Here is a 14,153-nt window from a genome sequence, read left to right on the forward strand (position 1 = left end):
TCGCCAGTAATAGTCAGTGTGCCAAAAGCCCCCCAGCCCTTGGCATGCACAACGCGCTCAGGAATGCGTTCACGGTTCTGATGCGTCAGCTTTTCAATCAGCTGATAATCCTGCAATAAAACAGGCCCGCGCTCACCAGCGGTAAGGGAATTCTGGTTATCCGGAATAGGCGCACCAGCGCTTGTAGTCATAATCGGACGGTCTGCCATGGGAACTTCCCTCCTAAAAAAATCTATTGGTCGATCCAGCATTCAGCCTGGCTTTTGTGTGTTGCTATTCGTCGGCCGCACACACTGGCTGGGTAACGCACGCAGTTTAGACTTATTCCAAATATAATCTCCAATTGCTTTTTTTGTTATTATTGATAGGATTTCCTTATCATGTTTACGATCAGACAAATGCGCTATTTCGATGCGCTTGCCACCACCCTGCATTTCAGAAAAGCGGCTGAACTCGCGCATATTTCGCAACCTGCGCTATCGGCACAGATTGCTGAAATGGAGGCTGTGGCGGGAGCGCCGCTTTTTGAGCGCTCGCAACGTAAAGTAATTATGACGGAGCTTGGTCGTGACCTGCTGCCCGGCATTCGAACCATTCTGAAAGAGCTTCATGCACTTGAAGAAATTTCAGCGCAGAGCAAAGGGCTTCTGCAAACTCAGCTACGGCTGGGAATCATTCCGACCGTCGCACCCTATCTGGTGCCGCATCTCATCCCACTGCTCAGAGACAAGCACCCGTCATTTCGTCTGCAATTGCGTGAGAGTGTGACAGCAAAACTGCTGGATGAGTTAAATGCTGGCGAAATCGACGCGATCGTTGCGGCTTTGCCGATTGCTGATGATCGTCTCGCATGGCTCAAGCTATTCGATGATCGCTTTCTGATTGCCACCTCAAGCAACGATCAAACGGTCCTCTCCTCGCCAATGACGCAGGACAATGCAGCACTCGACCGGCTATTATTGCTTGAAGAGGGTCATTGCATGCGCGATCAGGCGCTGGCGGTTTGCTCACTGCCATCACAACGACAACTGGTGAGGTATGGAGCAACAAGCATGACCACTTTGCTGCAAATGGTCAGCCACGGAATGGGGCTGACACTTATTCCGGAAATCGCCGTTCGCGCGGAAGCACGCAGCAATCATATGCGCATTATCCCTTTTGACGGTGAGCAGCCGAAGCGGGAAATTGCTCTTTTCTGGCGCAGGCAGAGTAAACGTCGCAAAGACTTTCAGGCGCTGGCAGACTGCATCGTGGAAAGCGCAGAAACCCTTTTCGTTAATGATGTGGAGCTTGCAGATCTCGCGTCATGAAAAAGGCGGCCATGAAGGCCGCCTCGATATAGTATAACAAATGGTATGATATTACATACCGCCCGGATAATTTGGGCTTTCGCGCGTGATTGCCACACCATGCGAATGGCTTTCACGAAGGCCAGCATTTGAAATACGCACGAAGGTCGCTTTCTCGCGGAATTCTTCCAGCGTCTTGGCGCCCACATAGCCCATGGAAGCACGCAGACCACCGGCAAGCTGATGCAGAACGGCTGAAATCGGACCCTTATAAGCAACCTGACCTTCGATGCCTTCAGGGACAAGCTTCAGTTCATCGCGGACTTCTGCCTGGAAATAGCGGTCAGCAGAACCACGTGCCATTGCGCCAACTGAGCCCATACCGCGATAGGATTTGAACGAGCGGCCCTGATGCAGATAGACTTCGCCCGGGCTTTCTTCAGTACCAGCAAGCAGCGAACCAGCCATGGCGGCAACCGCACCAGCGGCCAATGCCTTGGCGAAATCGCCGGAGAACTTGATACCGCCATCGGCGATCACAGGAATATTGTGCTTGTGAGCTGCTTCAACTGCCGACATGATTGCCGAAAGCTGCGGTACGCCAACGCCAGCAACGATACGTGTCGTGCAGATTGAGCCCGGTCCGATACCGACCTTCACGGCATCTGCACCAGCATCAATCAATGCCTGTGTACCACCAGCGGTGGCGACATTACCGGCCAGAATAGCAACATTTGGATAGGCTTTCTTGATGCGAGCAACAGCATCAAGAACACGTTGCGAATGACCGTGTGCCGTATCGACAACCAGCAGATCAACGCCTGCGTCGATCAGGCGTTCTGCGCGCTCATAACCATCTTCACCAACGCTCGTTGCAGCAGCGGCACGCAGGCGGCCTTGCGCGTCCTTGGCTGCATTTGGATTGAGCTGAGACTTTTCCATATCCTTGACAGTGATCAGGCCAACGCAACGACCCTTATCATCAACAACCAGCAGCTTCTCGATGCGATGTGCATGAAGCAGGCGCTTGGCTTCGTCCTGATTGACATTTTCGCGAACCGTCACAAGATTCTCGCGGGTCATCAGCTCATAAATCTTCTGTGCCGGATCAGAAGCGAAACGCACATCGCGATTGGTCAGAATGCCTACGAGACGACCCGGGCCCTTCGCACCGTTCTCGACAACCGGAATGCCGGAAATGCGATGCGCCTTCATCAGCGCCTGCGCATCAGCCAGCGTTGCATCCGGTCCGATAGTGACAGGGTTCACAACCATGCCGGATTCAAACTTCTTCACCTGACGGACTTCTTCAGCCTGACGTTCAGGGGTAAGATTGCGATGAATAACGCCAATGCCGCCCGACTGTGCCATCGCGATAGCAAGACGTGACTCTGTGACCGTATCCATAGCAGCCGAAAGCAGCGGGAGGTTCAGTTCAATATCTTTGGCAATACGGGTGCGCAGGTCAACCTGACCCGGCATAACCTCGGAATGACCCGGCTGTAAAAGCACATCATCGAAGGTGAGAGCGAGCGCGCCGGTGGAAGATTCCACGATTTTAGCCATTGCCAATTCCTTTACCGGTTTTACCGAATGAGAAAAGCCGCCTCCGCCGGAGAGGAATCCGGGAGCTGCGACTGCACTTCGTTACATATTGAATTGGCACTGGCTGGTAACACGCTTATGACTGGTTGGAAAGTCTTTTGCAGACAAGTTTCAGTTACTCGCTGTAATTTTTATGATAATTCGCTGAGCATAATTTTTTTATAATGAGCCCAAAAGGGGCCAAAATGCGTAAATCATATCGACAGCTACCGCTCCTTCGCCGTTCTCAAGCAATGTGGATGAACCCGCGCTTATGGAAACCGCGCCTGGTATTCTGGTGCGGGGCTATTGCAATAGGTTTGATCAGCGTTGCCTTCGCCGAAGCTGCCGATATTGCCCAAAGCCTTTTCAAAAACCTTACAAACGGCACAGAAAGCCCATGGCGAGCATGGCTGCCACTCATCATTACGCCGCTTGGCTTCATGCTTTGCTCGTGGATTGCAATCACATGTTTCCCCGGCTCTGGTGGCAGCGGCATTCCACAAGCCATTGCAGCACGACACCTCAACAATCCAGAGGACCGCTCTCTCCTGCTCTCACTCAGAATCGCATTCGGAAAAATCATCCTGACAATTGCTGGCCTTTTCTCAGGCGCGTCGATCGGGCGTGAGGGACCAACCGTGCAGGTTGGCGCTTCGATCATGTTGCTATCCGCCCGTATCGGCAGCATGGAACATGCGCGCGGTCTCATTCTCGCAGGCTCTGCTGCGGGGATCGCTGCGGCCTTCAACACGCCACTTGCAGGCATTGTCTTTGCCATTGAAGAAATGGGGCGCGCCTATGCTGCCCGCACCAATGGCCTTGTGCTATCGGCAGTCATTCTCGCGGGTCTGGCATCACTCGGACTTGTAGGGAATTATAACTATTTCGGCCTCACGACCGTTACAGTAGGAACTCATACGGACTGGGTTCTGGTAGCAAGCTGCGGTGTGATTGGTGGCGCATTTGGGGCTGCTTTCAGTGCCGTTGCACTAAGCCTCACAAAGCGCGTGAGGCGTCGCGTACAAAAAGCACCGCTTCGCGGGACAGTCATGATAGCAGGCCTGTGCGGTCTCGCCGTTGCTGTCATAGGCATCGCATCCGGCGGGGCTACCTTTGGCACAGGTTATGATCAGGCACGTTCTGCAGTCGAAGGCCTTTCGCTGCCACCCTTCTATTTCTTAGAAAAACTTGTTGCTGGGCTTCTTTCGATGATTTCAGGCATTCCCGGCGGCATATTTGCCCCTTCCCTTTCTGTGGGTGCAGGACTTGGCAGCACCATCGGACTTCTGCTCGGCACGAGCGCCAGCCTCGCAGCAGTACTTGGCATGGCAGGTTATTTCGCCGGCGTTGTGCAGGCTCCAATGACCGCATTTGTGATCATCTTGGAAATGACCGGCAACCATAACAATGTTATTCCGCTGATGTGCGCGTCGATGCTTGGTTATGGAACAGCGCGGCTCATTTCTCATGAGCCACTTTATCATGCTCTTTCCCGCACTTTTGTCGCGGACGTCTTGCGTCTTCGTCGTTCACAAGAGAAGAATATTACGACGGATTAAAAGTCATCCGGGGGGACAAGCTATGGACAGACGAACATTTACGAAATCACTTGCAGGACTTGGGACAATACCGTTCATTGTCAGTCAGGCGAGAGCCAAAAGCGGGGGAGACACACAAATGCTGGAACTGATGGGCGGGAGCATCACCGATGTACCGGGAATAAAGCTCGGTCATCACACAATGAGCAAGCGTCCGACAGGCTGTACTGTCTTGCTTTGTGAGGAAGGCGCAACGGCAGGTGTTGATGTGCGCGGCTCTGCGCCCGGAACACGTGAAACTGACCTGCTTGACCCTATAAATCTCGTTGATCGGGTAAACGCAGTCATGCTGTCAGGTGGCAGCGCTTACGGTCTTAACGCTGCAACCGGCGTAATGCGCTATCTGGAAGAAAACGGCCTAGGCTTTAAAATCGGCAAAGGCGTAGTTCCGATTGTTCCCGCTGCCGTTCTTATGGATTTGGGCGTTGGTGATTTTTCTATCCGTCCAGACGACGAAGCAGGCTACCTCGCTTGCAAAGCAGCTAAAGCAGAAGCTTCGAGCGAAGGAAATATCGGCGCAGGCGCAGGTGCTACCGTCGGCAAAATGTTTGGCATGGACTACGCCATGAAAGGTGGCCTTGGCACAGCAAGCTATAAAGTTCCCGGCACTGACGTTGTAATCGGTGCGATTGTTGCCGTTAATGCCGTGGGCGATGTTTATGCGCCCAATTCGCAGCAGATTCTCGCTGGTGCCCGCAACGAAGATGGCAAAGGCTTCCGCAATATTATGGATGCGATCATGCAGGGCCGGAATGTTGTAAAATCAGCAGGCGCCAATACGACGATTGGGGCTATTGCAACCAATGTCCCGTTTAACAAAGCCGAATTGAAGAAAATTGCTGGCATGGCGCATGATGGCTTTGCACGAACGATTAACCCGATCCACACAATGTGGGATGGCGATACTATCTTTGCGCTCTCGACAGGCAAGGCGACAGGGGTTGAAGCTGATGTAACGGCAATCGGCGCAATTGCGGCAACCGTGATGGCGCAGGCTGTCGCTCGTGCGGTTGTGCAGGCCGAAAGTCTACCGGATCTCAACCTGCCTGCACATCGAGATTACGTGTAGGTAGAAAGTTCTCGATAACCACATAAACATGCAACGATTGAAACGATCTCGGATATACGCGATAGGAGACGCGGCGCAGTATATTGATATTCATCTCTAAAAAGGTTTGAGCAAGACATGACAGGCAGTTCTCTTAAATTCGGCACAAGCGGCCTTCGGGGCCTTGCAACCGAGCTTAACGGATTGCCTGCCTATGCCTACTCGTTGGCATTTGTTGAGATGCTAAAGGCACGCGGCAGTCTGAACGCTGGCGACCGTGTTTTTGTCGGGCAGGATTTGCGACCTTCAAGCCCGGATATTGCAGCCCTTACAATGGGCGCTATCGAAGATGCAGGCTTCACACCGGTTGATTGTGGTGTCCTTCCGACTCCGGCTCTGAGCTATTTTGCTATGGCGCAAAATGCGCCATGCATCATGATCACTGGCAGTCACATTCCAGATGACCGCAATGGTCTGAAATTTTATCGTGCCGACGGCGAAATCGACAAGGTTGACGAGACGGCAATCAGCGCTGCCTACACCGCCCTTCCCGATGATATTGTTGCGCGCAAAGCTGAAAATGTGCCAATAAGCGATCAGGCAATCAATGCCTATGCCGAGCGCTATATTACGCTGCTCGGTACAGCCAGCCTCGCAGGTTTGAAAGTTGGCGTCTATCAGCACTCATCAGTAGCCCGAGATCTTCTCACGAAAGTGCTCGACGCTCTTGGCGCAAAAACAACCGCCCTTGGTCGCTCTGATGTGTTCGTGCCGGTTGATACTGAAGCGCTGCGTCCGGAAGACGTATCGCTTCTTGCTAAATGGGCAGGCGAGAATCACTTCGATGCTATCATCTCAACCGATGGCGATGCTGATCGTCCGCTTATTGCCGATGAACACGGGCATTTTGTACGCGGTGATCTCGTCGGTGCAATTACGGCAGCATGGGCAGGCGCTGATGTGATCGTCACCCCTGTTACCTCCAATACCGCTTTGGAAGAATGCGGAAAATTCACCCGCGGTTTGCGTACCCGCGTAGGCTCGCCTTATGTAATTACTGGCATGCAGCAAGCGCTGAGCGAAAGTGCCAATAGCGTCGTTGGGTTTGAAGCTAATGGCGGTGTGCTACTTGGAAGCAGCATTGAGAAGAACGGACATGAACTCTCTGCATTGCCGACCCGCGATGCGCTGCTGCCAATTCTCGCTTGCCTTAGCACGATTAAGGAAACGCAAAAGCCGCTCTCTGAAATCGCCCAGAGCTACGGTTTCCGAATTGCGCTTAGCGACCGCTTGCAAAACGTTGCTCAAGAAAAAACTGCCGCATTCCTTTCTGTCATCACGCAGGAGGAGGCACGCTTAAACCTGTTTCCTTTAACGGACGCAATTATTCGTTTGGAAACAATCGACGGTGTGAAACTGTTTTTTGCATCCGGCAACGCAATTCACTATCGCGCATCGGGCAATGCACCAGAGCTACGCTGCTACGTAGAAGCCGCGACTGAAGAGCAGGCCGCAGAACTTTTGACCATGGGACTTGAGATCGCCCGTAACGTAACGAAGGATGAGAACAGCAAATGAGCTTTATTCCGGTTATCATCAGCGGTGGCTCTGGTTCGAGACTTTGGCCGCTATCACGAGACGCACACCCAAAGCCGTTTATTGAACTACCTGACGGTGGCACGCTCATTGGCAAAACCTATGCGCGCGCATCACATCTTGCAGGTGTCGATCAAATCCTGACCGTCACCAATCGCGATTTCCTGTTTTTGACGCTGGATGCCTATGCCGCAGCGAATGCACGCAAGATCGAAAACACATTCCTACTTGAACCACTTGGTCGCGATACAGCACCAGCCGTAGCACTTGCAGCGCTTCAGGCCGCATCGGCCTATGGCGCTGACGCAACCTTGCTGGTTATGCCCGCCGATCACCTGATTGAAGATGAAACTGCATTTGGTGAAGCGGTACTCAAAGCTCGCAAGCTTGCAGATACGGGCCGGATCGCCACGTTCGGCATTGTACCTGACCATCCGGAAACAGGCTTTGGCTATATTGAGGTCGATGGCGAAGACGTCCAGCGCTTTGTTGAAAAGCCGGATGCTGCAACGGCACAGAGCTATGTCGATAGCGGACGCTATTACTGGAACTCTGGCATGTTCTGCTTCAAAGCCGCAACCATGATCGAAGCAATGGAGCGGCATGCACCTGACGTTCTCAATGGCGCAAAAGCAGCCCTTGATGCCGCACGTCGTGGCGTCAACGGCGAAACAAAAACACTCGAAATAGCAAAAGACCAGTTCGCCGCAACACCCGCAATCTCGATTGACTATGCGGTGATGGAAAAGGCTGACAACATTGCCTGCATCCCGGTTTCCTGTGGCTGGTCGGATATTGGCTCGTGGGCTGCAATGGCAGACCTGATTGAGCCTGACGCAGATGGCAATCGTCTGCGGGGTGAAACCGTTCTTGAAGACACCACTGATAGCTTTGTTCTTTCCGAAACCCGGCTTGTAAGCCTCGTCGGCGTTCATGATCTGCTGGTCGTCGATACACCGGATGCGCTTCTGGTTGCTCATCGCGACAAGGCGCAAGACGTTCGTAAAGTGTTCAACAAGCTGCGTGCGCAGGGTCATGAAGCAGCAAAACTGCATCGTACTGCGCACCGCCCATGGGGCACCTATACCGTGCTTGAAGAAGGCGATGGCTTCAAAATCAAGCGTATTGAGGTGAAGCCCGGTAGCCGTCTCAGCCTGCAGGCGCATCATCATCGTTCAGAACATTGGATCGTGGTTTCTGGCACCGCCAAGGTGGTCAATGGCGAGCGCGAAATCCTGCTCACCAACAACCAGTCGACCTATATTCCCTGCGGCTTCAAACATCGTCTGGAAAACCCCGGCATTCTGCCACTGGTTCTGATCGAAGTGCAAAGCGGTGAATATCTCGGCGAAGACGACATTGTTCGCTTTGACGATATTTATGGACGCAGCTGATCGGCATGATGACGAATTAGCGGTTCTTCGCATAAGCGAATCCGCTATAATCGCATCATGACGATCCAGCACTTAAGCGAAACTATTATCAACCAGATCGCAGCTGGCGAGGTGATTGAACGCCCCGCCAGTGTGATCAAAGAACTTGTCGAAAACGCTATCGATGCGGGCGCAACCCGCATTGAGGTTGTGACGGCTGGCGGTGGCAAGACTTTGCTGCGTGTGACCGATAATGGTTCTGGCATTCCGTCGAACGAACTTTCGCTTGCCGTTTCGCGTCATTGTACCTCGAAACTCACCGATGATGTGAACGACATCCGCGCTCTCGGCTTTCGCGGTGAGGCATTGCCGTCAATTGGTTCAGTTTCGAAACTATCGCTCAAATCCCGCCCGCAGAATGCTGAATCGGGCTTTGAAGTGACAGTAAGCGGCGGACATCTCGAAGGTCCGCGTCCCGCAGCGCTTAATCGCGGTACGATTGCCGAAGTGCGCGATCTTTTCTACGCGACCCCTGCTCGTCTGAAATTCATGAAGACGGACCGCGCAGAGGCGACTGCGATCACAGATGTTATCAAGCGCGTCGCAATCGCTTTTCCTCACGTACGCTTTTCTCTTGCAGGTTCCGACCGAACACCGCTTGAACTGCCCGCGACGGGAACGGGCGTAGATGCAACATTAGAACGTATCGGGCAGATTCTTGGTAAAGAATTCTCCGATAATGCGCTGCATATTGATGCAGAACGCGACGGTGTAAGATTGGCTGGTTTTGCTGGCATTCCGTCATTTAATCGCGGCAATGCACTTCACCAGTTTGCCTATGTCAACGGGCGCCCCATCCGTGACAAGCAAATATTTGGTGCGCTGCGCGGCGCATATGCGGACGTGATTGCTCGTGATCGCCATCCGGTAGCCGTGCTATTTCTGACAATTGATCCGGCCTTAGTCGATGTCAATGTGCATCCAGCAAAAGCCGATGTGCGCTTCCGCGACCCGGGTCTGGTGCGTGGGTTGATCGTTGGTTCGATCAAACAGGCGCTTGCACAATCTGGCATACGCCCGGCAACCAGTGGCGCAGAAGCGATGTTACAGGCATTTCGTGCTGAAAGCTTCCAACCGCGCGCGACAACCAACAATTACGCGGCACCAGCATGGCGACCAGCAACCACCGCTGCCCCCCGCAGCGAATGGTCACCGCAAACGGCACACCCGGCACATAAGCCACTCAATTTCGATCATGTTCCGGCATTTCGCGAAGAATCACAGACTACGATTTCAACTTTTACAGCGCCTGTCGCCGATGCACGCGCCACGATCGCGGACGCCCCGGTCGAGCTGTTGCAGAAGCCGCTCGGCGCTGCCCGCGCGCAAATCCATGAAAATTACATTGTCGCGCAAACTGAAGACAGTCTCGTCATTGTAGATCAGCACGCGGCCCATGAACGGTTGGTCTATGAGGCATTGAAGAATGCGCTGCATTCGCGTCCGATCCCCGGGCAAATGTTGCTGATTCCAGAGATTGTCGATCTGGCCGAAGACGATGCGGAGCGACTGGCCACGCATTCTGAAACCCTCGCGCGCTTCGGCCTCGGGATCGAACAATTTGGTCCCGGCGCAATTGCGGTTCGTGAAACGCCTGCGATGCTGGGCGAAATGAACGTGCAGCAACTGATCCGTGATCTTGCCGACGAGGTCGCTGACCATGATACGTCCGATGGTCTCAAGGCCATGCTCAATCATGTCGCTGCGACCATGGCATGTCATGGCTCAGTACGCTCCGGGCGACGACTGAAACCAGAAGAAATGAACGCGCTTTTGCGCGATATGGAATCAACGCCCGGCTCTGGAACATGCAACCACGGGCGCCCGACATATATCGAGCTGAAGCTTACTGATATTGAACGCTTGTTCGGAAGGCGCTAAGACTTTTCTTGAATCAAGGAATTACACAATGAACAAATTTGAATCACCACGCTCTTCCGAAGCCGTCCTACGCTATCTTGATGGCGATTTTGAAATCGTCAAACACGGCTCATATGTCGTTTGCGCGGTATCGGCGGCTCAAATTCCGCTTGATGAGCTGAAATACTGGAGCGTTGCGCGACAGGAAGCCTATGCATCCGGCCTCATTTCCTATGAGCGTGAGCTGGAAATCAATCCTGAACTACGCAGCCGTAAGAAGGCTTAAACAACGCTTATTTCATAAAGAGTTAGAGCTACCTTTATGCGCCTAAGTAGGCGCATGGCGCTCTAACGAGCGTGCTTTGAACCGCTCGACAGCCTTATCGAGAATCTGGCGCAACGCATCTTTGCGTTCAAACTCTAGATCGACATCAAGTACGGCTAGTTTGCGTATAAAGTCGTCGGGCACATCACGCATAGTTTCCAGACGAACATGATCCTTGGCGGTAGTAATCAGCCCAGTGCCAAGTTTTTCTGCGGTATCGATCAGTCTACGAATATCGTCAGGCTGATAGCTGTAATGATCCGGGAATGTCTGGCCTTCCACAACATCCCCGCCAGCTTGCTGCACGCTCGCAAAAAACTTCGACGGATTGCCAATTCCTGCAAAAGCCAGCCAGCGCTTACCTGAAACTTCTGTTAATGATGAAGGTATCAATTGCGCGTCATAAACGGCACGCCCGGCACGCGATGCCTGTCGCACCACATTATCAGCCTCGCTGCCCTTGCCGATACGCAAAAGCGCATCGGTCTTTCGCATCTGGTCAGTCAACGGTGCGCGCAACGGCCCTGCCGGAATAACCTTGCCGTTACCGATGCCCCGCGTGGAATCAACCACCAGCAACGCAAAATCGGCATGTAGCCGCGCGCTTTGAAAGCCATCATCCATAATGATGAAATCACAGCCACGTGCCAGCAGTTCCTGCGCTGATTTGAGCCGGTCGGGGCAGAGTGCTACAGGTGCATGGCGCGCCAGCAAAAGCGGTTCATCGCCAACATGACGGGCACTATCATTTGACGGGTCGACAATATGTAACCCTTTGTAATCGCCACCATAGCCGCGTGAAACAATTCCGGGATTAAGGCCACGTTCTTTTGCAGCCTTCGCAAATGCAATTGCAGTAGGCGTCTTGCCCGCACCGCCGACCGTAAAATTGCCGATACATAAAACAGGCGCGGCGATCTTTGGTGGTTCCGCTTTCAGAAGCCTGCGACCAGCGACAGCACCGTAAACCCATGAAAGCGGTGCGAGACTAAGCGCACGCCAGTCGGGTTTTCCCCACCAGAACGGCGGTGCCTCACTCGCCATGCTCAGATGCCGCCATGTATGAAAGCCGCTTCATTGCGATTTCCCGGCAACTGTGCTTGCAGCACCAACGGCTGAATGAACGGTTCCAACGAATTGAGCGTGCGGTTAAGCGCACCGCGCATATCTTTAACCGTATCAGCCCCCGCACGGATCATCGTGTTCAGGTGATCGGGATTGTTGAAGAGGAAATTAATCGCGCCTGCCAGCATGTTGCGGTCTTTCACAACGCGCGCGCCACCATTCTTAATGAGGCGCTGGAAAGAATCACGGAAGTTCTGAACATTCTTGCCGGTAAGAACAGCAGTCCCCATCATCGCTGGCTCCAACGGATTGTGACCGCCTTCTTTGGTCAACGAATTGCCGATGAAAGCAACTTCGGTGAGTTGCAGATAAAGCCCCATTTCGCCAATCGTATCACCGAGCAAAATATCAGTATCTGCTTCGATCACATCGCCACGGCTGCGCGCCGCAACCTTCAAACCCTTTTCGGCAAGCATGGCTTCAATAGCGGGCGCGCGGTTCGGATGACGTGGAACAATGATCGTTACGAGACGTGGATAGCGAACTTTCAGCATCTGATGCACTTCGGCTGCGATTTCTTCTTCACCGTCATGCGTCGAGATGGCGGCCCATGTACGACGTCCACCAATCTGATGCTGAATCGCGGCCAGTGCCTGCGGATCAGCCGGAGCCGGTGCTGTATCAACCTTGAGATTGCCGGAAACACTGACAGGTCGCGCACCGAGGGTTCGGAAGCGCTCACCATCCAGTTCCGATTGCGCAATCACATGCGCGAAATTTTCAAACAGTGCCTCTGCCAGTTCAGGTCGCTTCTGCCATGAGGCAAACGAGCGGTCAGAAAGGCGACCATTGACGAGAACTTGCGGAATATGCCGTGTGCCAAGTGACAGCACAGTTGCTGGCCAGATTTCAGATTCACAGCCAATAACCAGATCAGGCTTCCAGTGATTAAGGAAGTTGTTGACTGCCGGTTGCAGATCAAGTGGCGCATATTGATGAATGACCTGATCACCGAGTTGATCAGCAACAAGCTTTGCAGAAGTCACCGTCCCGGTCGTCATGACGATATGGATGCCAGTCGAAGCGATGCTTTCGATCAGTGGAGCCATCGCAACCGATTCGCCCACACTGGCAGCATGCGCCCAGATCACCGGACCTTGAGGACGGGCAATAGATGTCTTACCATAGCGTTCGCCGCGACGCGCGCGTTCTTCCTTGCCACGCGAGGCACGATAGGAAATGTAAGTCCCGATAAAAGGATAAGCGGCAGAGCCGAGCATGCGATAGGCCGACAACATGTTTCGCGCCCATCGTTCACTCATTTACCTGCCTCCAATGCAGCATAGGCTCTGTTCGTCGCGTCATTCAGCTGTCGCGTCAGTTCCATGCGCTTTTCTTCCAGTTGTGCCTCATCGGCATTTTCATCCACCCAGACAGGCTCTCCGCACACAATCATCGAGCGTCCAAATGGTAATGGAATAGTGGTCTTATCCCATGTCTTATGCAAAACATGATTCCGCGAAAAAGCATATGCAAAAGGCATTATTGGTCGGCCGGAAAGCTTGGCCAGCAAAATAATACCCTCCCCCGCTTCCCTTGCCGTGCCATGAGCAATATCGGCAATCATCGATGCCGATTGTCCCTTTTTCAGCGCATTTTTCAATGTCAGAAGTGCGCGCGCACCACCTTTTTTCGTCGAGTTGCCTTCGCCGCGTCCACCAGAGCCGCGCACGGTGATAAAGCCAAATTTTTCAGCAATTCGCGCATTCAGCTCTGCATCAGCACTGCGCGAAAACATGGCCACCACAGCCAAATCATGCGGACGCACGACCGGCGCCATGATGTGTTGACCGTGCCAGAAGGTTATGATCGAGGGGCTATTCTCGCGCAAAAGAACCTTGATATCCGCAGAACCTTTGCGCGGCGGATTGGTCAGGCGTACGAATTTTAGATAGCCGGAAATTAACTGCACCAGCGCAGATTTAACCACAGCCGAACGTGCAAGCGGGCCGCGAATGCGGCGCCACAAGCGCTTGGCAAAGCCATCAGAACGATCACGTGAACCAGACAAGCGTTTATTCCGCTTTCAGATCAACGCCTTCCGGATCAAGCAGGCGGTGCAAATGCACGATGAAATAACGCATATGTGCGTTATCAACAGTCTGCTGCGCCTTGGACTTCCATGCAGTCTTGGCCGATTCATAATCCGGGTAGATTCCGACAACATCGAGATTATCGAGATCACGGAACTGAACGGTTCCGAGCTTTTTCAGCTCGCCGCCAAATACCAGATGAAGAAGCTGCTTCTTGTCGCCTTCGACGCTCATTATAATATCCCTTGAAATCACTTGT

General features: G+C 53.2%; 13 protein-coding genes. 7 read left to right on the plus strand and 6 right to left on the minus strand.

All coding sequences use genetic code 11. From position 1 onward, the window contains the following. Nucleotides 1–209: catalase (locus J2782_RS20480; RefSeq protein WP_310013871.1), on the minus strand; the 209-nt coding region annotated here is incomplete at its 3' end. 171 nt (nucleotides 210–380) lie between these two features. On the opposite strand from J2782_RS20480, the gene J2782_RS20485 reads away from it, so the two are divergent. Next, complete coding sequence (locus J2782_RS20485; RefSeq protein WP_310015875.1) at nucleotides 381–1,310, plus strand: hydrogen peroxide-inducible genes activator; 930 nt, start codon at nucleotides 381–383, stop codon at nucleotides 1,308–1,310. 51 nt (nucleotides 1,311–1,361) lie between these two features. Here the strand turns inward: J2782_RS20485 and guaB are convergent, their stop codons facing one another. Beyond that, a complete protein-coding gene (gene guaB / locus J2782_RS20490; protein WP_250043304.1) occupies nucleotides 1,362–2,855 on the minus strand; it encodes an IMP dehydrogenase in 1,494 nt (497 codons plus the stop codon). A 224-nt stretch (nucleotides 2,856–3,079) separates the two neighbouring features. Here guaB and J2782_RS20495 point away from each other — a divergent pair, with 224 nt between their 5' ends. The 6 genes from J2782_RS20495 (at nucleotide 3,080) to J2782_RS20520 (ending at nucleotide 10,697) form a co-directional block, all read left to right on the plus strand. After that, nucleotides 3,080–4,435: a chloride channel protein gene (locus J2782_RS20495; protein WP_310015878.1), complete on the plus strand. Its 1,356-nt coding sequence runs from the start codon at nucleotides 3,080–3,082 to the stop codon at nucleotides 4,433–4,435. A 22-nt stretch (nucleotides 4,436–4,457) separates the two neighbouring features. Further along, nucleotides 4,458–5,543 (plus strand): P1 family peptidase, encoded by a 1,086-nt coding sequence (locus J2782_RS20500; RefSeq protein ID WP_310015879.1) that lies wholly within the window; start codon nucleotides 4,458–4,460, stop codon nucleotides 5,541–5,543. A gap of 117 nt (nucleotides 5,544–5,660) precedes the next feature. Then, nucleotides 5,661–7,100, plus strand: a complete 1,440-nt coding sequence (locus J2782_RS20505; protein WP_310015880.1) for a phosphomannomutase — start codon at nucleotides 5,661–5,663, stop codon at nucleotides 7,098–7,100. Further along, nucleotides 7,097–8,512: a mannose-1-phosphate guanylyltransferase/mannose-6-phosphate isomerase gene (locus J2782_RS20510; protein ID WP_310015881.1), complete on the plus strand. Its 1,416-nt coding sequence runs from the start codon at nucleotides 7,097–7,099 to the stop codon at nucleotides 8,510–8,512. The genes J2782_RS20505 and J2782_RS20510 overlap by 4 nt, the downstream gene beginning before the upstream one ends. A gap of 57 nt (nucleotides 8,513–8,569) precedes the next feature. Further along, nucleotides 8,570–10,432 carry a DNA mismatch repair endonuclease MutL gene (gene mutL, locus J2782_RS20515; RefSeq protein ID WP_310015882.1) on the plus strand — a complete coding sequence of 621 codons (1,863 nt, stop codon included), beginning with the start codon at nucleotides 8,570–8,572 and terminating at the stop codon, nucleotides 10,430–10,432. Nucleotides 10,433–10,460: 28 nt separating this feature from the next. Continuing rightward, a complete protein-coding gene (locus J2782_RS20520) occupies nucleotides 10,461–10,697 on the plus strand; it encodes a DUF2093 domain-containing protein (protein WP_310015883.1) in 237 nt (78 codons plus the stop codon). 42 nt (nucleotides 10,698–10,739) lie between these two features. Here J2782_RS20520 and lpxK read toward each other — a convergent pair whose 3' ends face one another. The 4 genes from lpxK to J2782_RS20540 are packed head-to-tail and all read right to left on the minus strand — an operon-like array spanning nucleotide 10,740 to nucleotide 14,128. Further along, a complete protein-coding gene (gene lpxK / locus J2782_RS20525) occupies nucleotides 10,740–11,780 on the minus strand; it encodes a tetraacyldisaccharide 4'-kinase (RefSeq protein ID WP_310015884.1) in 1,041 nt (346 codons plus the stop codon). 2 nt (nucleotides 11,781–11,782) lie between these two features. After that, complete coding sequence (waaA, locus tag J2782_RS20530) at nucleotides 11,783–13,123, minus strand: lipid IV(A) 3-deoxy-D-manno-octulosonic acid transferase (protein WP_310015885.1); 1,341 nt, start codon at nucleotides 13,121–13,123, stop codon at nucleotides 11,783–11,785. After that, entirely contained in the window at nucleotides 13,120–13,872 is a 753-nt protein-coding gene (locus J2782_RS20535) for a lysophospholipid acyltransferase family protein (RefSeq protein ID WP_310015886.1), read from the minus strand. The genes waaA and J2782_RS20535 overlap by 4 nt, the downstream gene beginning before the upstream one ends. A gap of 4 nt (nucleotides 13,873–13,876) precedes the next feature. Next, nucleotides 13,877–14,128 carry a DUF4170 domain-containing protein gene (locus J2782_RS20540; protein WP_250043285.1) on the minus strand — a complete coding sequence of 84 codons (252 nt, stop codon included), beginning with the start codon at nucleotides 14,126–14,128 and terminating at the stop codon, nucleotides 13,877–13,879. Between the last annotated feature and the right edge of the window lie 25 nt (nucleotides 14,129–14,153).

The organism is Brucella pseudogrignonensis (assembly GCF_031454375.1).
GTDB classification, from domain to species: Bacteria; Pseudomonadota; Alphaproteobacteria; order Rhizobiales; family Rhizobiaceae; genus Brucella; species Brucella pseudogrignonensis_A.